We start from the raw sequence: 18,456 nt of genomic DNA on the forward strand, positions 1-18,456 counted from the left end.
GACTGCGTGGCGTGCGGGCGCGTGCACGCTGCCCGTGGGGGAGACCAGGGCACGCCGGCCCGGCACACTCCGTGTGCGGCGCCTCGCGGTGGCCCCCGCCGATCCATCGGCTTCCCGCAGACGTATCACGTCAGGCAGGTGAATCATGGACACCTCCGCAGGCAGGGCCGGCAGGCTCGTCGCGCTCGTGGCAGCGCTGGCGGTCGTCCTGCTGGTCTCCTTCAGCGCGGGCACCGGAGCCAGGGGCGACAGCCGCGGGCGGGGCACGGCGTCGGAGCAGTCCCCGTCGCCGCAGTCCTTCCCGCAGGGGCGGCCGCCTGCCGGGTTCACGTCCAAGTACGCGGAAGTGAACGGCTTCCGGATGCACTACCTGCGGGGCGGCAAGGGCTCACCGGTCGTCCTGATCCACGGGTTCCCGCAGTCGTGGGCCGAGTGGCGGGACCAGATGGGCCCCCTGTCCAAGGACCACACGGTGATCGCGGTCGACCTGCGTGGCGCCGGCAACTCCGAGGTCACCAAGGGCGGTTACGCGAAGGCGCAGATGGCCCGGGACGTGCACGAGCTGCTGAAGCAGCTGAAGCTGAACAACGGCGTGCAGGTCGTCGGGCACGACGTCGGTCTGTGGGTCAGCTACGCCTACGCGGCCCAGTGGCCGCGGGAGGTGCGCCGGATGGCCGTGATGGAAGCGCCCGTCCCGGACGACGGCATGTACAGCTTCCCGGCCCTGAACGCCAACCCGAAGGTCCCGTCCATGTGGCACTTCGGTCTGTTCCAGCTGCCCCTCGCCGAGCGCCTGATCGCCGGTCACGAGCGTGTCTTCGTCGAGGGCTTCGTCGGGGAGCTGCTGCAGAACAAGTCCGCGTTCACGCCGTCCGACTACGACTTCTACGCCCACTACCTGAAGGAACCGGGCCGTACGGTGGCCTGGATGAAGATGTACCGCGAGCTGCGCGGGGACGTCGAGCAGAACAAGAAGTTCCTGGCCCAGGGCAAGCTGAGGATGCCGGTCCTGGCGGTGGGCGGCCAGTCGTCGTTCGGCGGCAGGATCGCCGACCAGTGGCGCACCTACGCGGTGGACGTCGAGGGCCGGGTCGTCAAGGGCTCGGGCCACTGGGTGACCGAGGAGCAGCCCCAGGACGTGACGAACCTGCTGAAGTCCTTCCTGCAGAAGTAGTCCCGGCCGGGCCGCCCGCGAGGGGGCGGCCCGGCCGCCGGGCTATTCGGTGCGCAGTCCGTCCGGCCGCATCATCCGCACCAGCGCCGGCAGGCTGAGCGCGGTCACCAGCAGGACGACGCCCGCCGCGATGCCGGCCATCGCGGCGACGCCCGGCCAGTCGACGCCGACCGCGGCGTCGACCATGCGGAGCAGGACCGCGCCCAGGCCGATGCCCACCGCTGTGGCCAGCGCGAGGCCGAGGGCGACGGGCAGGGCCGTCTGCCACAGGACGGACAGACTCAGTGTGCTGCGCCGGGTGCCGAAGGCGATGAGCGTCGACAGCAGCCTGCGGCGCTCGCGCAGTTGCTCCAGCTGGGAGACGAGCAGACTGGCCCCGATCAGCAGCAGCACGCACGTGGCGCCGACCAGCAGGCCGGTGCGGATGGTGGAGAAGCGCCGGTTCTGCTCGGTGGCGGCGAAGGCCGCCGGGAACGCCAGGGGGTCGATCCGGGCGGCGGCATTGCGCAGCAGGTCCCGGGCGTCGGGCACGGCCGGGTCGAGGGAGACGTACACCTTGCCGGTGAGCGCCGCTCCGGCCGCGGCGGGAAAGGCGCCGGGCGTGACGAGCACGCCGCCGCGCTCGTATCCCGAGGGGTCGCTGCGCAGCGACGCCGCCTTCAGGGTGCGCGGCAGCCGCCAGGGGACGCGCAGTGCGGCGGCGTCCTCGCCGTAGCCGGGGTCCACGTACACGGTTCTGCCGGGGCGGGCGAGAGCGGCCGTGTCCCGGTCGTACTCCCGGTTCCCGATCACGAAGGTGTCCCCGTCCCGGCAGGAGGGCAGCGTGGCGACCTCGCGGAGCGCGGCGCAGCCGCCGACGGTGAGTTCGACGTAGCGCTGCGCGGCGTTGGCCCGTTCGCCGAGTACGCCCTCGGAGAGCCCGGTCGCACCCCGTACGCCCCGGGTGGACTCCAGGGTGCGTGTCGCGTCGGCCACGGGAACGGCGGCGGGCAGGGCGACCGCCATCTGGGCGCGCGTCAGGTCGTTGCCGGTGTGCCGGGTGTAGTCGGCCTGGACGCCCGCGAACAGCATCTGCAACGCGATGGCGCCCGCGACCGCCACCGCGATGCCGTTGACCGTGCGTGCCGCGGTGCCGCTGCTCAACTGGAGTCTGCGCACCGCGAGTTGCCAGGACGGCGAGCCCGCGCCCAGGCGGGGGACGACGGCCTCCACGATCCAGGGGAGCAGGGCTGTGACTCCGACCAGCAGCAGCACGGTGCCGCCGATGACCATGGCCTGGTTGAAGTCCCCGTTGTTCCGGCCCTGACCCATCATGGGGGCGAGCAGGCCGAGACCGCCCAGTGGCATCAGCAGCCGCCACCACAGCCGGCGCCGCGGCGGCCTCGCGGTGCGGACGACACCCAGGGGTTCCACCACGACGCCGCGCAGGGCCGACAGCGTCACCACGACCGCGGCCACGGGAACGGCGACCACCACCAGGCCGGCGAGGGCGGGTACGGGATCGAGGTCGCCGGAGAAGACATCGACGCCGAAGACCGTGAACCGGTCGGCCACCGAGCGGCCGAGCGCGAACAGCGCGCCGCCGACGGCGAGTCCGCCCGTCGCCCCGGCCAGCGCCTCGCCCGCGGCGACCCGCCGCGTCGTGTGCGTGTCGGCGCCGACCAGGCGCAGGGCGGCGAGCCGGCGGTCGCGCCGCTCCCCGCCGAAGCGCACGGCGGACGCGATGAACACCCCGACCGGGACCAGCAGGACCACGGAGACGATCAGCACGAGGAGCACCAGCACCGGGTCGGGGCCGAGACCGGGGTCGCGGGAACCGAAGGCGTGGATGCGCTCGACCCGGCCGAGGGCGGCGCCGGGGCGCAGCCCCGACACGCCCGCGTAGTAGGCGAGTTCGCCCGGCCCGGTCAGCCCGTCCTCGCCGATGGTCCCGCTGACGCGGTACGGCAGCCGCTCCCGCAGCAGGGCGCCGCCGGGCGAGTCCAGGAGGCGGTGCAGCGCGGGGGAGAGCAGCATCGTGCCGCGGCCGGGCAGTTGGTCCACACCCGGCGGCAGGGGGGCGCGCGGTCCCTCGGGCTGGACGAGCCGGCCCCGGATGTCCTCGCCGCGCCAGCTGGTGTCGGTGACGGCGATCAGCATCGTGTCGGCGGCCGGGTCACGGGCGAGCGAACGGGACGTCATGTCGTTGCGGGCGCGTTCGCGGTCGTGGCGGTGGGCCAGCGCGTTGGGCACGGCGGTGGTGAGCAGCAGCAGGGTCACCCCGAGGCCCACCCCGACGGCGGTGAGCACGGTGCGGGCCCAGCCCTCGCGTCCGCCGGTCACGGAGAACCGCATCCCCATCGCCAGGTCGCGGATCAGGCCCCGCACACGGCCCGTGCCGGTCATGCGGCACGCTCCGCGGCGCGGGCCCGGCCGTCGCGCACGACGACCTCGCGGTCGGACCAGGCGGCGACCCGCGCCTCATGGGTGACCAGCACGACCGCGGCGCCCGTGTCGCGGGCGGCCCCGGTGAGCGCCTCCATCACGCGTTCGCCGTTGAGGGAGTCCAGGGCGCCGGTCGGCTCGTCGGCGAACAGCACGCGCGGGGTGGTGACCAACGCGCGGGCGACCGCCACGCGTTGTCCCTGTCCGCCGGATATCGCGCCGGGCCGCCGTCCGGCCACGTCGTCGACCTCCAGCCGGCGCAGCCATTCCATGGCCGTGCGCGCCGCCTCCTTGCGCGGGGTGCCGCCCAGCCGGAGGGGCAGTGCCACGTTCTCGGCGCAGGTCAGTTCGGGCACCAACTGCCCGAACTGGAAGACGAAGCCGAAGTCGGCCCGGCGCAGCGCGCTGCGCGCGGTGTCGTTCATCGCGGATACCTCCCGCCCGTCGTACGTGATCGTGCCGGAGTCCGGCGGCACGATGCCGGCGAGGCAGTGCAGCAGCGTGGACTTGCCGGAGCCCGACGGGCCGAGCACCGCGACGACCTCGCCGGGGCGCAGGGCGAAGTCCGTCCCGGCGAGGGCCGGCGTGCTGCCGTAGCTCTTGTGCAGGTCCGTTGCGGTGAGCAGGGGTTGAGGGGCCGTCACGCGCGGACCTCCTGGGCGAGCCGGTCCAGGCGGGCGGCGGTCAGTTCCAGCCAGCGCAGGTCGGCCTCCAGGTGGAACAGGGCGTGGTCGCAGATGAGCTGGTCGGCGAGGTCCCCGGTGCGCTTGCGTTCGGTGAGCGTCCGCATGAGCCGCAGGTGCTCGGAGCGCTGCACGTCGAGCACGCCCGCGGCGTCGCGTCGGGTGAGCAGTGCGAGGACGACCTTGGTGTAGAGCGTCGACTGCAGGTAGGGCTCGGGCTTCTCGGGAGTCCCCAGCCAGCGCTGGACGTCGGTGACCCCGGCGTCGGTGATGGCGTACCGCTTGCGCTCGGGGCCCTCGCCGGGCTCTATGGCGTCCACTTCGACCAGGCCGTTCCTGAGCAGCCGTGACATCGTCGAGTACACCTGCCCGTAGTGCAACGGGCGGTCGTGGCCGAAGCGTTCGTCGAACGCGCGCTTGAGGTCGTAACCGTGGCGCGGGCCGGATTCGAGGAGGCCCAGGAGGGCGTGACCGATGGACATGGCCGTCACTGTACATACGAGGTATACACCTCGTGTAGACAGGGTGGTCCCGGCCCGCGGGAACCGTCCCGCCACCCCACTATGAATTCCGTGTATACGGGGTGTGTATATTCCCCGGCATGCACTTCTCCAGCCTCCGCGGACGGTCGTCCTCGCGTCCGCAGTCCGCCGCGGCGACGGCGCGCCGCACCGCGACCGCCCTGTCCGCCGCCGCCGTCGCCCTCACGTTGACGTTGACCGGCTGCACACGGGTGGACACCACCTCCCCGAGCGAGGCGCGCGACGCGGCGGGAAGCCACGGCGCCGGGAAGTTCGGGAGCGTCGACTGCCGCAAGGCCAAGTGCATCGCCCTGACCTTCGACGCCGGGCCGAGCCCCGACAGCGGGCGGCTGCTCGACATCCTGAAGGAGAAGAAGGTGCACGCCACCTTCTTCCTCCTGGGGAAGAAGCACATCGAGCGCTACCCGGAGACGGTCGAGCGGATGGCCGCCGAGGGCCACGAGGTGGCCAGCCACACATGGGACCACAAGATCCTCACGGACCTCGGCCCCGACGGCATACGCGAGGAGCTCCGCCGGCCCGCCGACGCCATCGAGCGGCTCACCGGCCGCCGCCCCACCCTGGTGCGCCCGCCGCAGGGCCGCACCAACGACACCGTCCAGGGGATCGCCCGCGAGATGGGGCTCTCCGAGGTCCTGTGGAGCGTCACCGCCAAGGACTTCGCGACCAACGACTCCGCCCTGATCACCCAGCGCGTCCTGGACCAGGCGGGACGCGACGGCATCATCCTGCTCCACGACCTCGTCCCCGCGGCGGGCTCCCCCGGGTACCGGGGGACGGTGCCCGCCGTGCCCGGCATCATCGACGAGCTCGAGCGCCGCGGGTTCACCTTCGTCACCGTCCCGCAGCTGCTCGCCCCGGCCGTCCCCGTCCCGGGCGCCGTCTACCGGCCCTGACCCCCGCCGTCGCCGCCGGGGCCCGTGACCGGATCCGAGGGGACCTCGGCCGGATGCGGACGCCCGCTCCGGATCGTGCGGAGGCACCGTGGACCTTTTCGGGTGTGATCCGCCGTCGGGGAGTGAGGTGGATGGCCGGCAGTGAGACCGCGTCGCACAGGCGGTCCGGCGAGCACGGCGCGCTGTGGCTGATCGGGCTCCGGCTGCGACGCCCCCACGACCCGCTGGTCCGCGTCTACTTCCTGGTCACCGGCGACGCCACCGTCCTCCAGGCGGTGCGGTGCGCCCGGCTGCGGGCATCCCGGCCCGGCGAGTTCGAGCGGTGGCGCGACGCGCTGCTCGACGCCTCCTGGACCGAGGTACGGCGCCTGCGGCGGGACCTGCTCGGGCACATGGAGCTCAGCCGCCCCTTCCCCGGGCCTCCCGGCGCGCCGCTCTCACCCTGATGCCCCGCCGTTTTCACCCGGATGGACCGCGGGGCCGGGCCCGGCCCCGCCGCTGCCTGAACGCTGGTGTGGCACAGGCCTCCAGGGAAGCGAGAACGGCATGACGGCATCTCCGGTCCTCGACTCGCGACGGCGCGCCCGGCGCTCACACCTCACCGCCGCGGCGTGCGCAACCGTCCTGTGCGCGGCAGCCGCGGCCCCCGCCGCCGCCGACGGGCACGGCGGAGGCGGCACGAGCAGCGGCAAGCCCACCGTCGTCCTCGTCCACGGGGCGTTCGCCGACGGCTCCAGCTGGAACGGCGTCGTGGAACGGCTCGAACAGCGCGGCTACACCGTCATGGCGCCCGCCAACCCGCTGCGCGGCCTGCACAACGACGCGACCTACATCTCGTCGGTGCTCGACAGCATCAAGGGCCCCGTCGTCCTGGCCGGTCACTCCTACGGCGGCGCCGTGATCAGTTCGGCCGCGGCCGGCCACTCCCAGGTGAAGGCGCTGGTGTACATCAACGCCCTGATGCCCGACGTGGGCGAGAGCGGCGCGTCGCTGGCCGCCCGGTTCCCCAGCGCCCTCGCCACCGCGACCAGGTCCGTCCCCTACCAGGAGGGCCACGGGCAGAGCGGCACCGACCTCTACCTCAAGCGCGACAAGGTGTACCCGGTCTTCGCCGCCTGCCTGCCCGAGAGCCAGGCCGAGCTGCTGGGCATCACCCAGCGGCCCGCGGCCACCACCGCGTTCTCCGAGACGGCCCAGGTCGCGGCCTGGAAGACCATCCCTTCGTGGGCGATGGTCGGCCGCCAGGACATGACCATCAACCCCGAGCAGGAACGCTTCCAGGCCCGCCGCGCCCACTCGCACACGGTGGAGATCAACTCCTGCCACGTCTCCCTGATCGCCCACCCCGAGGCCGTCGCCGACCTGATCCAGCAGGCCGCGACCGCCACCGCCTCCGGGTCGGGTTCCGCCGGCCCCTCCCTGGCGGCCACCGGGTCCGCCGCACCCCGCCGTGAGCTCACCGGCCTCGGCGGCGTCGCCGGCGTGTCCCTCGTCGCCGGCGCGGGTGCCGTCCTCATCGGCCGCCGCCTGCGCCGCCGTTCGCGCTGACCGGGGCGGGCTTGCCCGCCGGGGTTCCGGGGGCCGGGTTGTCCCGCGAGTTACGTCGAGGGGGTCGGCCGGAGGGTCGGTGCGCGAGGTGGTGCACGGCGGTGCCGAGGTCCGTGCCTGCCGGGCCGCCACCGGTTCCGGCCCGCCTCGTCGGCCGCCGCCCGCGGCGCCGTTCGCGCTGACGGCAGGGCCGACCAGCAGGAGGGCGATGTCGTCCCGGCCCGTACGGCGTGCCCCGAGGTCGGCCCGCCTCCTCGGGGGCGGGCTCACTGGCTGCGGTTCTCGGGGCCGACCAGCAGGAGGGCGATGTCGTCGCGGCCCTGGCCAGTGTTCTGGGCCTCGCGGACCAGGCTGTCCGCGAGTACGTCGAGGGAGTCGGCCGGAGAGTCGGCCAGTCGGTGCGCGAGATCGTGCACGGCGGTGCCGAGGTCCGTACCGGGGCGCTCGACGAGACCGTCGGTGTACAGCAGGAGCACCGCCCCCGGCGGCAGCGGGATCTCGGTGGTCGGGTACGCGGCGTCGGCCTCGATGCCCAGGAGGATCCCCGCGGGCGCCGCCACGATGTCCGCGCCGCCGCCCGGGTGGCGCACGATCGCGGGCAGGTGGCCCGCGCTGGCCAGGGTGACCCGCTGCCGCGGGAGGTCGAGCCGCGCGTACAGGCAGCTGGTGAACAGATCGGTCTCCAGGTCCTCGAACAGCCGGTTGATACGCGCCAGGACCTCGCCGGGCGGCGCTCCGGTGCTGGCGTGGGTGTGCACGGCGGTGCGGACCTGGCCCATGAGCGCCGCGGCACCGACGCTGTGCCCCTGGACGTCGCCGATCACCGCGTCCGCCGCGGAGCCGTCGAGCCGGATCAGGTCGTAGAAGTCCCCGCCGATGTCCATGCCGCGGGTCGCCGGCAGATAGCGCGCCGCCACGCGCAGTCCCGGGACGTCCGGCAGGGACCGCGGCAGCAGCGCGTTCTGCAGCACGTGCGCGAGCCGGTTCTTGGCGTCGTACAGCCGGGCCCGCTCCACCGCCTGGGCGATCATGCCCGCGAGCGAGGTGAGCGCGGCGCGGTCGTCGGGGCCGAAGGTACGGGGCTGCGCGTAGCCGAGGACGCAGTAGCCGATCGTCCGGCCCGAGGCGTTCAGCGGCAGGAAGGCCCAGCTCTCCATCTCGCGGTAGAGGGCCACCTGGGGATGGGCGCGGCGCAGCTCCTCCGGGTGGGGGTAGAAGGCGGGCACCCCCGTCTCGACCACCCGCGCCCCCGCGGTCGCCGCCGACATCGACAGGCGGTCGAAGTACGCCGTGTTGCGGGCGGAGAAGCCCCGGGTGGCCAGCACCTCGAAGCGCCCCTCGTCGGCGGTCAGCAGTCCGAAGCCCGAGGCCCCGAGCACGGGCACGATCTGGTCGGTGACGGCCGCCGTGACGTCGCCGAGGCCGACCGCCTCGGTGAGCCCGGCGGAGATGTACAGCAGGTGGTAGAGCGTGCCGGCGCGCGTGGGGGCCACCGCCGACGGGAGTTCCGGCTGCCCGGGGTCCGCCGTCGGTGCCCCGGCCGGCTTGACCCGGACGCTGACGCCGGTCGCGTCCGGGCGCAGCAGGAACGACAGCCAGTGGTCCGGTGGACGCAGGGCGGTGAACCGCGAGGGCAGCCGGCTGAACAGCGCCCCGAGATAGGGGTCCTCGAACGCCGGGTCGTCGAGCCAGGGCAGGGCCTCCCAGGGCCGGGTGTGCAGGAGGTCCTTTCTGGCCCGGCCCAGTAGTTCCGCCGCACGGTTGTTGAGGAAGGTGATGTGCCCCTCCAGGTCGAGCGAGAACACCCCCACCCCCAGTCGCTCGGTGAGTTCGGCGGCGGCCTGGGCCTCGGCGGGCGGGCGGCGGGCGGGCGGTTCGGGGGGCAGCACCCGGGGCGCGGGCGCCGGGCGCAGGGGGGCACCGCTCGCGGCGGCGCGGGCCAGTGCCCGGCTCATCCGGTCGGCGGCGGCGCCGATCGCGGACTCCTCACGGGGGGTGAGCCGCTCGGACCGGTTGCCGGGCCAGAGCATCTGCAGCGCGCCCCACTTCTCGTCGCCCGTCGCCAGCGGCATGACGATCATGGCGAGCTCGTACGGCAGGGCGTACGCCGTGCGCGCGAACCGACGGGCGAGTTCGGCGTGGCCGCGCACCCACACCGGGCGCCCCTCGCGGACGGCCGTGGCCACCGGCACGGGTGCGGCCAGTGCCAGCCGGGTCCACGGTCTGACCACGCCGGAAGACAGACCGGTCACCACCTCCATGCGCAGCGCCTGCTCCTCGCGGACCAGCAGGAACACGGCTGCCGCGTGCGACCCCGTCGCCCGTACCACCTCGGTGAGTGCCCGGTCCAGCTCGGCCGCCGCTTGCGCCGCGTCGCCCGGTTCCGCCTCGTGCCCGGCCATCATCCACCTGCCCCTGGCGACGGCGCCGCGGCCGCCCGCCGCCGGGGAGCGCCGGTCCGGCGCGGCCGGGGGTCTCCCATACCGGGACGATATCCCCGGCACCCGCCCGCGGGCATCCGGGGCCGCGCCCCGGCGGCCGGGCGCGGGGCGGGGCCGGTCAGGACGAGGCGAGCACTTCGTTGAAGGCCTCGGTGGAGCTGGGGTGGGTGTAGACGGCGTCGCGCAGTTCACCGGCGGTGACACCGTGGCGGATGGCCAGCGCGACGGTGTTGATCAGCTCCTGCGAGTCGACGCTGAGCAGTGCGGCGCCCAGCACCTGGTCGGTGGCCGCGTCGATCACGAACTTCATCAGCCCGCGGGTCTCCCCGACGATCTTCGCCCGGGGCATCGAGGCGATCTTCGCCACGGGCTTCGCGGCGATGCGCACCTCGTGGCCGCGGTCGCGTGCCTGGCGTTCGCTGAGGCCCACCCGGGACAGCGCGGGGGTCGTGAACACGGTGTACGGCACGGCGACGCGGTCGGCCGTGGTGCGCTCGCCGGAGCCGAGGATGTGGTCGGCCACGATCCGGCTGTCGTCCAGCGAGATGTAGGTGAACTGCGGGCCGCCGTTGACGTCCCCTACGGCGTAGATGTGCGGTTGGCTGCTGCGCAGGTGCTCGTCGACCTCGATGGCGCCGGACGCGGTGGTGCGGACCCCCGCCGCCTCCAGGCCGAGTCCGGCGGTGGCGGGCCTGCGCCCGGTGGCGACGAGCACACCGTCCCCGGCGGCGGTGCGCTCCTCGCCGCCGACGCGGTAGTGGACCGTGGCGTGGCCGTCTTCGTCGGTCACCCCGGTGACCTGGGCGCCGGTGACGAAGGTGACGCCCTCGTCCTCCAGGATCCGCACGACCGCGTCCGCCACGTCGCCGTCCTCGCGGGGCATGACCCGCGGACCCGCCTCGAGCACGGTCACCTCGGAGCCGAACCCCTGGTACATGCCCGCGAACTCCAGCCCCAGGTACCCGGCGCCGAGCACGACCAGGCGGGAGGGGAGGTCCGTGCCGCGGATCAGGTCGGTGCTGGTCCGGGTGTACGCGCTGTCGCGCAGGCCCGGGACGTCGGGGAAGACCGGTTCGGCGCCGGTGTTCACCACGATCGTCCCGGCGGTGACGACCATGCGGTCGGTGCCCCCGGTCACCTCCACCGACTGCGCGTCGAGGAAGCGCGCGCGGCCGGTGATCACCGTGACCGTGTCGAGGGTGTCGAGGTTCTCGAAGTTCGCCGCCCTGAGCATCGTGGTCAGCGAGTCCGTACCGGCCACGGCCTCGCGGAAGGTGTCCTCGGGCCGGTCGCCGGGACGGCGCCGCTCCGCGTGGAAGATGAGCGACTTCGTCGGTACGCAGCCGACGTTGATGCAGGTGCCGCCGTACATCTGCGACGACTGCTCGACGACGGCGACGCGCCGCCCGAGGCGGCCCAGCCGTGCGGCGAGCGTCTTGCCGCCCTTACCGAATCCGATGACCAGGAGATCGACGTGCATGGTGTCCATGACTCCGACCTTGCCGCGTCCGTGGCGAGATGCCAAGCTGAAGAAGTCGCATTTCCTGTCGAGAAAGTCTCATGGACGCTCTCAGCCGCCTCATCAGGCTGGCCCGGTTGCGCGGCGGCGTCGACGTACGCTGCCTGATCGCGGGCCGGTACACACTGGACAACCCCGCGGAGGGGACCGGCAGATCGCCGTTCCACCTGCTGCTGAGCGGGGAGTGCACCCTCGAACTGCCGGACCGGAAACTCGATCTGCGCGCCGGCGACATGGTGCTGCTCCCGCGCGGGACGGCGCACCGCATGCGCGTGCGCGGCGCCCGGGACGCCACCGACGTCGAGCGCCGGGACACGGGCCCGTACGAACTGCTGGGCAACGACCCCGCGGCGGGGAGCGGGACCGTGGACCTGTTCTGCGGCCACTACACCTGGGGGCCCGGCCCCGGGCAGATCCTGATGGGCATGCTGCCGGAGGTGGTCCATGTGCCGCTGGGCACCGTCCCGGACGGGCCGCTGGGGCCGCTGAGCGCGTTCATGAGAGGCGAGGCCGCCGCCGCGGGACAGGGCACCGAGGCCATCCTCGACGCGCTGTGCGACGTGCTGCTGACGATGGCGCTGCGCGGGACCCCCGGCCTGGGAGCGGCGGTGTGGCTGGCCTCGGCCCAGGACGTCGTACGGAGCGTGACCGAGGCGGTGCTCGGCGACCCGGCGGGCGACTGGGGCATCGAGCGGCTCGCGGCCCTCAACGCGATGTCCCGGGCCACCTTCATCCGGCACTTCGCCCGCGAAACGGGCATGAACGCCGGGGAGTTCGTCACACGGCTGCGCATGCTGCTCGCGGCCGACCTGCTCACCGGCACCGACCGCCCGGTCGGGGCGGTGGCCGAAGCCGTCGGATACGCCTCCGAGTCGGCCTTCGGCCGGGCGTTCCGGACGTCGACCGGCATCACCCCCGCCAAGCTGCGCAGGTCGGCCCGAGAACGGGAGCCCTGAGGCCCGTGGGTGTCAGGATGTCGTGGCGGCAGCGTGGTGGCACGACGCGCACAGGCCCCACCAGACGATCTCGGCCTCGTCGATGACAAAGCCCTTGTCGTCCACCGGGTCCAGGCAGGGAGCGGCGCCGACGCCGCAGTCGACGTCCTCGATCAGCCCGCAGCCGCGGCACACCAGGTGGTGGTGGTTGTCGCCCACGCGCAGTTCGTACCGCGCGGGCGAACCGGCGGGCTCGATGCAGCGGATCAGCCGCGCCCGCGTCAGGTCGTCCAGCACGTTGTAGAGACCCTGCCGCGACAGGCCGCCGCCCGCGCCGGAGCGGGCGAGCCCCGTGCGGGCCTCCAGTTCCGCGGCCGTGGAGTGGGGGTGACCCTGCAGCGCCGTCAGGACAGCCCGGCGCTGCGCGGTACTGCGCAGCCCCTTGCCCCTGAGCAGTTCGCCGGCCGGCTGCTCCATGGCGGCTGTCACGCCTCTCGGCGTATTGCCGGGCGTGACGGTGCGGGGGACGTCACTTCTGGCGCGTTCCGGCGAAGTCACCGCTGGTGGCGGACGTCTCGGCCGCGCGGCAGGTGGTGCAGACGAGCCGGCGCGCCGGAAGGCGGCTCGTGGAGCGCCCCAGGCCGTTCGGCTGGTGGAGGAGCTGCCGGACCACCTGTGCGTGGTCCGCGCAGACGAACAGGTTGCAGCGGGAGCAGATGCCGATTCCGTCGGCGTCCGTGCGTGCTTCCTGGAGGCAGTCGTAACACTTCACATCGGCTCCGTGGGGGTATCGGGGCGGCGGGGCCACGTGCGGGTGGGTGCTTTTGTGGCGATATGGCGAACGTACGGCGCAGAATGGACTGAGTCAAATCTAGGACGGTCATCCGTGGTCGGCTCGCCCGAAGGCCCCGGCCTCCACCAGGCCGAGTCCGAGCAGGCTCGCCGACAGGCCGGGCCAGGTGTGCACGTCCCAGCCGGTGAGCTCCCGCCAGCGCTCCAGGCGGTACCGCACCGTGTTGGGGTGCAGGTGCAGCGCCCGGCCCGTCGCGGTGAGCGAGAAGCCGTTGTCGGCGAAGCCCCGCACCGTCAGGGCGAGGTCCGGGTGGGACGCGGCGGGCTCCGCGGCGGCATCGAGCAGCGGCATGAGCCGGCCGGCCTGCGGGAGCAGCGTCGCCGCGAGCCAGGCGGTGCCGAAGGCCACGGCCTCGCCGTCGGCGGTCGCGAGCGCGAGCGCCTCCTGCGCGTCGACGATGCTGGCGGCCGCCCCGGCCAGTCCCGAGCGCACCAGTCCGGTGCCGATCCGCAGCTCCGGGTCGTGGCGGCGCATCGCCTCGATCAGGACGTCGACGGGCATGGACTGCACGACCGCGACCATGGTCGCGCCCCGGTTGGCGCACCGCATGTTGCCCGTCCGGCGCCCGACGCGCCCGCGCAGGTCGGCGAGTTGCTCGTCCGCCCACGCCGCGGACGGTGCGCACACCGCCTGGAAGGTCCCGGCCGGGTCGAAGCCCAGGGAGTGCGCGAGCCGGGCCACGTCCACCTCGATGGGGGACGAGGTGTACAGGGCCTCGAAGAAGCGGTACGTCAGGCCGAGTTGGGCCGCCTCCTGGGCGCGGATCGTCTCGTTGTAGGCCTCGGCGGCGGCGCCCGTGGCCTGCTCGACCCAGGTCCACACGGTGCCGACCAGACGCACCAGCTGCCGGCTCAGGTCCCCGCCGCGCGCGTCGGCGCGAGTGAGCAGGACGTTCCAGATCTCCCGGTAGCCCACGTGGAAGGCGCCGATCAGAGCGTGCAGCGGCAGCCCCTCGCGGGCGCGGTCGCGGCCCAGGGCACGGGCGTGCCCGCTCTCCTCGGGGGAGGGCCCGCGCCGGGTGATCAGGCCCGTGAGCAGCCCCGTGAACTGCTCGCCGACGGCCGCCTCCTGCTCGTCACGCGGCACGACGTGGTAGTCCGGGATCTCCTCCCGGATGGCGTCGACGATGCCCCCGGCCAGACGGGGCACCTCGGCCCGTACCGACGCGCACAGATCGGCGAGGGCCCGCCAGTCCTCCCGTACCGGGCGCGCGGGCAGGGATGCAGTCGTCATGGCGGCTCACCGCTCTTTCCGCGAACAGGCGCTTACCCACCATAAGCCCCGCCCGCGGCTGTGTTCATGTGCTGTGGCCTGTGCCTTTGCGTATTCCACAGGGCTCCGGCGGCGGAATTCTCGCTTTCGGTGAGCCCCGTGGCCCGGCGACGGAGAAAGCTGGACGGCACTTCCTCTTCCCACGGAGGCGACGCGGACGGACCGGCGCAGCTCATCCGGGGCGGCCGGCCCACGCCGCGGCACACCCCCGATCGCGGGCCCGTCCGGATGCGGCCCCCCGGGTGGGCCCGTGCGGGGGTGGCCTCGACCGGCGGAAGCGACGGGGTGCGACCGAGGAGCGGACTGATGACGACAGTGACGGACAGCGGCCCGGTGGCGGAGTTCCGCCGGCTGAGCGACGGGGACGCCGAGGTACAGGCCCACGGCGCGTACTTCTCGTGCACCTACCTGATCGACATGGAGCGGCACCGCTTCCTGGTGCGCATGCACCGCGGCCGGGTCGAGGAACTGGTCACCGACCCGGAGCCCCTGGCGGGGTACGACTTCGCCATCAGGGCGAGCGCCGGGACGTGGGCGGAGTTCTGCACACCGGTGCCGAAGCCCATGTACCACGGCATCTGGGCGGCGACCTTCCAGCGGGACATGCGCCTGGAGGGCGATCTGCTGGTCCTGATGCAGAACCTGCGCTGCCTGACCCGGCAGCTCGAACTGCTCCGCGTCACCGGGCCACTGGGCTGACCCGCCGCCTGCCGAGAGGACCCCCGATGAGCACTCCGTCCCGTATCTCCCCGGTGACCGGCCACTACGTCACGATCGACGTGGAGGACGTCCAGTACAAGGTGTTCTACCTGGAGAGCGGCCAGGGCCAGCCGCTGGTGTGCCAGCACACCGCCGGCTGCCACAACCACCAGTGGATGGGCCTGCTGGAGGACGAGGAGATCACCGCGGACCACCGCGTCATCGCCTACGACCTCGCGCGTCACGGCAAGACCGACCCGCCGCTGAACAAGGAGTGGTGGAAGGAGGAGTACAAGCTCTCCGCCGACCACTACGTCGCCTTCGTCACCGCCTTCTGCGACGCCCTCGGCCTGGACGACCCGATCTTCATGGGGTCCTCCTTCGGCGGCAACGTGGCACTGCAACTCGCCCTGCGCCACCCCGACCGCTTCAAGGCCGTCATCCCGGTGGAGGGCGCCGACCACTCACCGGGTTTCTACCTCGACTGGTGGCAGCACCCGCACGCCAACGCCGCCCAGGTGTGCGCCAGCGGCGTATGGGACCTGATGGCCCCTCAGTCACCGGACAAGGACCGGTGGGCCACCTGGTTCTACTACAGCCAGGGCTCGGAGGCGTTCAAGGGCGACCTGTACTTCTACTCCGTCGACCACGACCTGCGCGGCCGGCTGGGGGAGATCGACGGCGAGCGCTGTCCGGTGATCATGATGACCGGCGAGTACGACTACCTCACCACGCCCGAGGACGGCGCGCGCACCGCGCGGCAGATCCGCGGGGCGGAGTTCATCGAGATGAAGGAGATCGGGCACTTCCCGATGAGCGAGAACTACCCGCGCTTCGCCGGGTACCTCAAGCAGGCGCTGCGCCGCGTAGAGGAGCGCACCGGCGCCTTCCACTGACCGTCCGGGCCGGCCCCCGGGCGGCGGACGGGCGGGGCGGGGCCGAATTGCGGCGGTCCCGCCCCTCCCGTGCCGCGCCCGGGCCGGCGCTGGTCAGAGCGGGCTGACCTCGGCGTACTCCAGGGTCAGGATGCCGTGGGCGACGAAGGGGAGACGGCCGAGCCGGGCGCGGGCGTCGGCGGGGTCGGCGGCCTCGGCGACGAGGAAGGCGCCGCGGCGGTCGTGGCGGCGGAAGGCCGCGAGCACGGTGCCCTCGGCGCGCAGTTCCTCAAGGACGCGGTGCTCCTCCTCGCGGAACGGTGCCGGGTCGGCCGACTCGTCCATCGTGGCGGTGACGTGCAGAATCATGGGTGGTACGTACCTCTCGTGGGTGGTGCGGCAGTTGGGGCGCGTCAGGCGCGGGCCCTGGCCTCGGCCGCGCTGCGGGCGGAGAGCGCGCGGAAGTCCTCCGGCGTGTGGCGCCGGGGTGCGTACGGCGTGCCGTGCACCCAGCGGGCGGTGAGTTCGGCCAGGCGCTCCCCGTAGCGCTCGGCGGTGACCCGGTCGCCGTGCGAACTCACCGCGTCGGGGCCCTCGTCGGCGTTGGTCTGGCCCATTACGCCGAGCCAGGAGCCGAGGCGGTTCACGTCGTAGCGGGTGCCGCCGGTCCAGTTGTCACCGGCGGTGTCGCCGACCGAGACCCACTGCATGTTCATCTGGGCGGCGAACACCGCGAGTTGCTGGAGCGAGAACAGTTTGTCGCCGTTCTGGGCGGCGGAGTGCGTGAAGCCGCCGGCGAGCTTGTCCTTCCACTCCTGGCCGAGGAAGGGGTGGAAGGCGGCTTCGAGGAACGACTTGAACACGGCGGACAGGCTGCCCATGTAGGTGGGCGCGCCGAAGACGATCGTGTCGGAGGCCTTGAGCAGTTCCATCGTGGGGGCGTCGGCCCAGCGGCCGGCGGTGACCTGCTCGCCGGTGATCTCGGCGAGGTGCGTCTCGATGCCGGGGACGGTCCGCGCGCCGCGGGCGATGTGCTCGCCGAGTGCGCGGGTGTGGCCGTGGGGGGAGTGGTGGACGACGGTCAGGATTGCCATGGTGGTGCTTTCGGATCGGTGGTGCGGGCGCGGCCGTGGGGCCCGGGGATCAGGCGGTCGCGGCGAGGAACTCGTCCACGGTGATCGCCTCGTGCCCGAAGGCGGGATACGAGATCTCGAGTGCGGCCCGATGGGCCTCCTCGGTGAAGTCGGCGACCGCGTCGGTCAGGAAGGTGACGTGGTAGCCGGCCTCCAGGGCGTGCCGGCCCGTGCCCTCCACGCAGGTCTGGGACGTGAGCCCGGCGAGGACGACCTTCTCGGTGCCGTGGGCCCTCAGCTGCTCGTCGAGGCCGGTCCCGGTGAACGCGTCGAACATGCGGTGGCGGCCGACGACGACGTCCCCGTCCCGCGGCCGCAGCGGCGGGTGGAAGTCGGCGCCGGGACCGCCCTCCCAGAACACCTGGTGGTCCACGGCGAATTGGAAGCGCGGCAGGACGTGCTCGATGTCCGCGAAGACGCCGTCGTGCAGACCGTGCGGGGCGTGGAAGACGGTGACTCCCGCGGCGCGGGCGCCGGAGAGCAGTCGGGCCAGCCGGGGCCGCAGGTCCAGCGCGTCCAGCATGGGGCCGATCTGGCCGCTGAGCTTGCCGTCCTCCGCGAGGAAGTCGTTGAGGAGGTCGATGACGACCAGGGCCGTCCGGTCCGGGGGATAGGCGGGGGTGTGCACGGGGGGAGTCCTCTCAAGGGGGGAGCGGCTGCGCGGCGCCTGCGGCGCCGTCGCCGGGACGTCGTCGTCCGCCGGGACAGGGTGTGCGCCGGGCGCTCCGCTGGGCCATTTTTTCATGATGGCCATCATGAATAACTTAATCATGATGCCCGTCATGTAAAGTGTCAAGCGAGACGTCCTCCGGAGGTGTGGCCATGCGTGTGTCCCGTGAGCAGGTGACCGCGAACCGCGAGCGGATCGTCGCCAACGCGGCCGAGCAGTTCAGACGGCGCGGCTTCGGCGACGTGACGATCGCGGACGTGATGAAGGCGGCCGGCCTGACCCACGGCGGCTTCTACGGCTACTTCGACTCCAAGCAGGCCCTCGAAGCCGCCGTCTGCGAGCGCGGTCTCGCGGAGAGCGTGGCCGCGGTCAGCGCGGTGCGCGGCGCGGAGGGAGACGGCGACGGCGACGGGACCGCGGCCGTCGAGGCACCGCTGCGGCGCTTCGTCGACGACTACCTCTCCGCGCGGCACCGCGACGCACCCGAGGAGGGATGCACCGTCGCCGCCCTGGCCTGCGACGCCGGCCGCAGCGGGCCCGACCTCCAGCGCCTGTTCGTCTCCGGCGTCACCGGCATGGCCGACTCGCTGGCCGGGCTGCGGCAGGCGAACTCACCGGAGCCGGCGGGGGACCCCGGACCCGACTTCGCGACCTTGTCCACCATGGTCGGCGCCGTGATCCTGTCGCGGGCCGTGGCGGCCGCCGACCCGGAACTCTCCGAGCGCATCCTCGCTGCGGCACGGGAGCGGGCCGCAGCACCAGGGGAGTGATCGTCCGGCCGTCGCGGGCGCC

At 73.3% G+C, this 18,456-nt stretch carries 19 protein-coding genes; 8 read left to right on the forward strand and 11 right to left on the reverse strand.

The annotated features are described in order from the left end of the window. The first annotated feature begins 145 nt into the window (after window positions 1-145). On the forward strand, window positions 146-1,174 hold the full coding sequence (locus tag ACIP64_RS17490) for an alpha/beta fold hydrolase (RefSeq protein ID WP_401587075.1): 1,029 nt from the start codon (window positions 146-148) through the stop codon (window positions 1,172-1,174). Window positions 1,175-1,216: 42 nt separating this feature from the next. Here ACIP64_RS17490 and ACIP64_RS17495 read toward each other — a convergent pair whose 3' ends face one another. From ACIP64_RS17495 to ACIP64_RS17505, 3 genes are read right to left on the reverse strand one after another with little or no spacing between them, the layout of a single operon-like run. Then, window positions 1,217-3,559, reverse strand: a complete 2,343-nt coding sequence (locus ACIP64_RS17495) for an FtsX-like permease family protein (protein WP_401587078.1) — start codon at window positions 3,557-3,559, stop codon at window positions 1,217-1,219. After that, window positions 3,556-4,242: an ABC transporter ATP-binding protein gene (locus tag ACIP64_RS17500; protein WP_401587080.1), complete on the reverse strand. Its 687-nt coding sequence runs from the start codon at window positions 4,240-4,242 to the stop codon at window positions 3,556-3,558. Before ACIP64_RS17500 ends, ACIP64_RS17495 begins: the two co-directional genes overlap by 4 nt. Next, complete coding sequence (locus ACIP64_RS17505; protein ID WP_401587082.1) at window positions 4,239-4,763, reverse strand: PadR family transcriptional regulator; 525 nt, start codon at window positions 4,761-4,763, stop codon at window positions 4,239-4,241. Before ACIP64_RS17505 ends, ACIP64_RS17500 begins: the two co-directional genes overlap by 4 nt. A 119-nt stretch (window positions 4,764-4,882) precedes the next feature. Between ACIP64_RS17505 and ACIP64_RS17510 the strand changes: the two genes are divergently transcribed. The 3 genes from ACIP64_RS17510 to ACIP64_RS17520 all read left to right on the forward strand — a co-directional run bounded on the left by ACIP64_RS17510 (window position 4,883) and on the right by ACIP64_RS17520 (window position 7,267). Then, a complete protein-coding gene (locus tag ACIP64_RS17510; protein ID WP_401587085.1) occupies window positions 4,883-5,719 on the forward strand; it encodes a polysaccharide deacetylase family protein in 837 nt (278 codons plus the stop codon). Window positions 5,720-5,850: 131 nt separating this feature from the next. Further along, window positions 5,851-6,165 carry a hypothetical protein gene (locus ACIP64_RS17515; protein ID WP_401587088.1) on the forward strand — a complete coding sequence of 105 codons (315 nt, stop codon included), beginning with the start codon at window positions 5,851-5,853 and terminating at the stop codon, window positions 6,163-6,165. Between the two features lie 100 nt (window positions 6,166-6,265). Further along, entirely contained in the window at window positions 6,266-7,267 is a 1,002-nt protein-coding gene (locus ACIP64_RS17520; RefSeq protein ID WP_401587090.1) for an alpha/beta fold hydrolase, read from the forward strand. A gap of 266 nt (window positions 7,268-7,533) precedes the next feature. On the opposite strand, the gene ACIP64_RS17525 is transcribed toward ACIP64_RS17520, so the two are convergent. Next, window positions 7,534-9,672: a SpoIIE family protein phosphatase gene (locus ACIP64_RS17525; RefSeq protein ID WP_401587093.1), complete on the reverse strand. Its 2,139-nt coding sequence runs from the start codon at window positions 9,670-9,672 to the stop codon at window positions 7,534-7,536. A 154-nt stretch (window positions 9,673-9,826) separates the two neighbouring features. Continuing rightward, on the reverse strand, window positions 9,827-11,197 hold the full coding sequence (locus ACIP64_RS17530; RefSeq protein ID WP_401587095.1) for an FAD-dependent oxidoreductase: 1,371 nt from the start codon (window positions 11,195-11,197) through the stop codon (window positions 9,827-9,829). Window positions 11,198-11,268: 71 nt separating this feature from the next. Between ACIP64_RS17530 and ACIP64_RS17535 the strand changes: the two genes are divergently transcribed. After that, entirely contained in the window at window positions 11,269-12,183 is a 915-nt protein-coding gene (locus ACIP64_RS17535; protein ID WP_401587098.1) for an AraC family transcriptional regulator, read from the forward strand. A gap of 12 nt (window positions 12,184-12,195) precedes the next feature. On the opposite strand, the gene ACIP64_RS17540 is transcribed toward ACIP64_RS17535, so the two are convergent. The 3 genes from ACIP64_RS17540 to ACIP64_RS17550 all read right to left on the reverse strand — a co-directional run bounded on the left by ACIP64_RS17540 (window position 12,196) and on the right by ACIP64_RS17550 (window position 14,248). Further along, window positions 12,196-12,639, reverse strand: a complete 444-nt coding sequence (locus tag ACIP64_RS17540) for a Fur family transcriptional regulator (protein ID WP_401587335.1) — start codon at window positions 12,637-12,639, stop codon at window positions 12,196-12,198. Between the two features lie 52 nt (window positions 12,640-12,691). Beyond that, a complete protein-coding gene (locus ACIP64_RS17545) occupies window positions 12,692-12,934 on the reverse strand; it encodes a DUF2180 family protein (protein ID WP_360903275.1) in 243 nt (80 codons plus the stop codon). 108 nt (window positions 12,935-13,042) lie between these two features. After that, on the reverse strand, window positions 13,043-14,248 hold the full coding sequence (locus ACIP64_RS17550) for a PucR family transcriptional regulator (protein ID WP_401587100.1): 1,206 nt from the start codon (window positions 14,246-14,248) through the stop codon (window positions 13,043-13,045). A 345-nt stretch (window positions 14,249-14,593) separates the two neighbouring features. On the opposite strand from ACIP64_RS17550, the gene ACIP64_RS17555 reads away from it, so the two are divergent. Both ACIP64_RS17555 and ACIP64_RS17560 read left to right on the forward strand, forming a co-directional pair. Beyond that, entirely contained in the window at window positions 14,594-14,986 is a 393-nt protein-coding gene (locus ACIP64_RS17555; RefSeq protein ID WP_401587103.1) for a hypothetical protein, read from the forward strand. Between the two features lie 26 nt (window positions 14,987-15,012). After that, a complete protein-coding gene (locus tag ACIP64_RS17560) occupies window positions 15,013-15,882 on the forward strand; it encodes an alpha/beta fold hydrolase (RefSeq protein WP_401587105.1) in 870 nt (289 codons plus the stop codon). A 93-nt stretch (window positions 15,883-15,975) separates the two neighbouring features. On the opposite strand, the gene ACIP64_RS17565 is transcribed toward ACIP64_RS17560, so the two are convergent. Genes ACIP64_RS17565 through ACIP64_RS17575 form a run of 3 tightly spaced genes read right to left on the reverse strand, consistent with a single transcriptional unit; the run spans window position 15,976 to window position 17,622 of the window. Further along, window positions 15,976-16,230, reverse strand: a complete 255-nt coding sequence (locus tag ACIP64_RS17565) for a YciI family protein (RefSeq protein WP_401587108.1) — start codon at window positions 16,228-16,230, stop codon at window positions 15,976-15,978. 44 nt (window positions 16,231-16,274) lie between these two features. Then, a complete protein-coding gene (locus tag ACIP64_RS17570) occupies window positions 16,275-16,955 on the reverse strand; it encodes a flavodoxin family protein (RefSeq protein WP_401587110.1) in 681 nt (226 codons plus the stop codon). Between the two features lie 49 nt (window positions 16,956-17,004). Next, window positions 17,005-17,622 (reverse strand): cysteine hydrolase family protein, encoded by a 618-nt coding sequence (locus tag ACIP64_RS17575; RefSeq protein ID WP_401587113.1) that lies wholly within the window; start codon window positions 17,620-17,622, stop codon window positions 17,005-17,007. Window positions 17,623-17,816: 194 nt separating this feature from the next. On the opposite strand from ACIP64_RS17575, the gene ACIP64_RS17580 reads away from it, so the two are divergent. Continuing rightward, complete coding sequence (locus ACIP64_RS17580; protein WP_401587116.1) at window positions 17,817-18,434, forward strand: TetR/AcrR family transcriptional regulator; 618 nt, start codon at window positions 17,817-17,819, stop codon at window positions 18,432-18,434. Window positions 18,435-18,456: the final 22 nt, after the last annotated feature.

Source organism: Streptomyces sp. NPDC088733, assembly GCF_044751185.1.
GTDB lineage: Bacteria > Actinomycetota > Actinomycetes > Streptomycetales > Streptomycetaceae > Actinacidiphila.

Excerpts from the sequence above, each read along its gene's own strand:
- ACIP64_RS17490 (WP_401587075.1), top strand. The coding sequence starts at position 146 with ATGGACACCTCCGCAGGCAGGGCCGGCAGGCTCGTCGCGCTCGTGGCA.
- ACIP64_RS17495 (WP_401587078.1), bottom strand. The coding sequence starts at position 3,559 with ATGACCGGCACGGGCCGTGTGCGGGGCCTGATCCGCGACCTGGCGATG.
- ACIP64_RS17505 (WP_401587082.1), bottom strand. The coding sequence starts at position 4,763 with ATGTCCATCGGTCACGCCCTCCTGGGCCTCCTCGAATCCGGCCCGCGC.
- ACIP64_RS17510 (WP_401587085.1), top strand. The coding sequence starts at position 4,883 with ATGCACTTCTCCAGCCTCCGCGGACGGTCGTCCTCGCGTCCGCAGTCC.
- ACIP64_RS17515 (WP_401587088.1), top strand. The coding sequence starts at position 5,851 with ATGGCCGGCAGTGAGACCGCGTCGCACAGGCGGTCCGGCGAGCACGGC.
- ACIP64_RS17520 (WP_401587090.1), top strand. The coding sequence starts at position 6,266 with ATGACGGCATCTCCGGTCCTCGACTCGCGACGGCGCGCCCGGCGCTCA.
- ACIP64_RS17525 (WP_401587093.1), bottom strand. The coding sequence starts at position 9,672 with ATGATGGCCGGGCACGAGGCGGAACCGGGCGACGCGGCGCAAGCGGCG.
- ACIP64_RS17530 (WP_401587095.1), bottom strand. The coding sequence starts at position 11,197 with ATGGACACCATGCACGTCGATCTCCTGGTCATCGGATTCGGTAAGGGC.
- ACIP64_RS17535 (WP_401587098.1), top strand. The coding sequence starts at position 11,269 with ATGGACGCTCTCAGCCGCCTCATCAGGCTGGCCCGGTTGCGCGGCGGC.
- ACIP64_RS17540 (WP_401587335.1), bottom strand. The coding sequence starts at position 12,639 with ATGGAGCAGCCGGCCGGCGAACTGCTCAGGGGCAAGGGGCTGCGCAGT.
- ACIP64_RS17550 (WP_401587100.1), bottom strand. The coding sequence starts at position 14,248 with ATGACGACTGCATCCCTGCCCGCGCGCCCGGTACGGGAGGACTGGCGG.
- ACIP64_RS17555 (WP_401587103.1), top strand. The coding sequence starts at position 14,594 with ATGACGACAGTGACGGACAGCGGCCCGGTGGCGGAGTTCCGCCGGCTG.
- ACIP64_RS17560 (WP_401587105.1), top strand. The coding sequence starts at position 15,013 with ATGAGCACTCCGTCCCGTATCTCCCCGGTGACCGGCCACTACGTCACG.
- ACIP64_RS17565 (WP_401587108.1), bottom strand. The coding sequence starts at position 16,230 with ATGATTCTGCACGTCACCGCCACGATGGACGAGTCGGCCGACCCGGCA.
- ACIP64_RS17570 (WP_401587110.1), bottom strand. The coding sequence starts at position 16,955 with ATGGCAATCCTGACCGTCGTCCACCACTCCCCCCACGGCCACACCCGC.
- ACIP64_RS17580 (WP_401587116.1), top strand. The coding sequence starts at position 17,817 with ATGCGTGTGTCCCGTGAGCAGGTGACCGCGAACCGCGAGCGGATCGTC.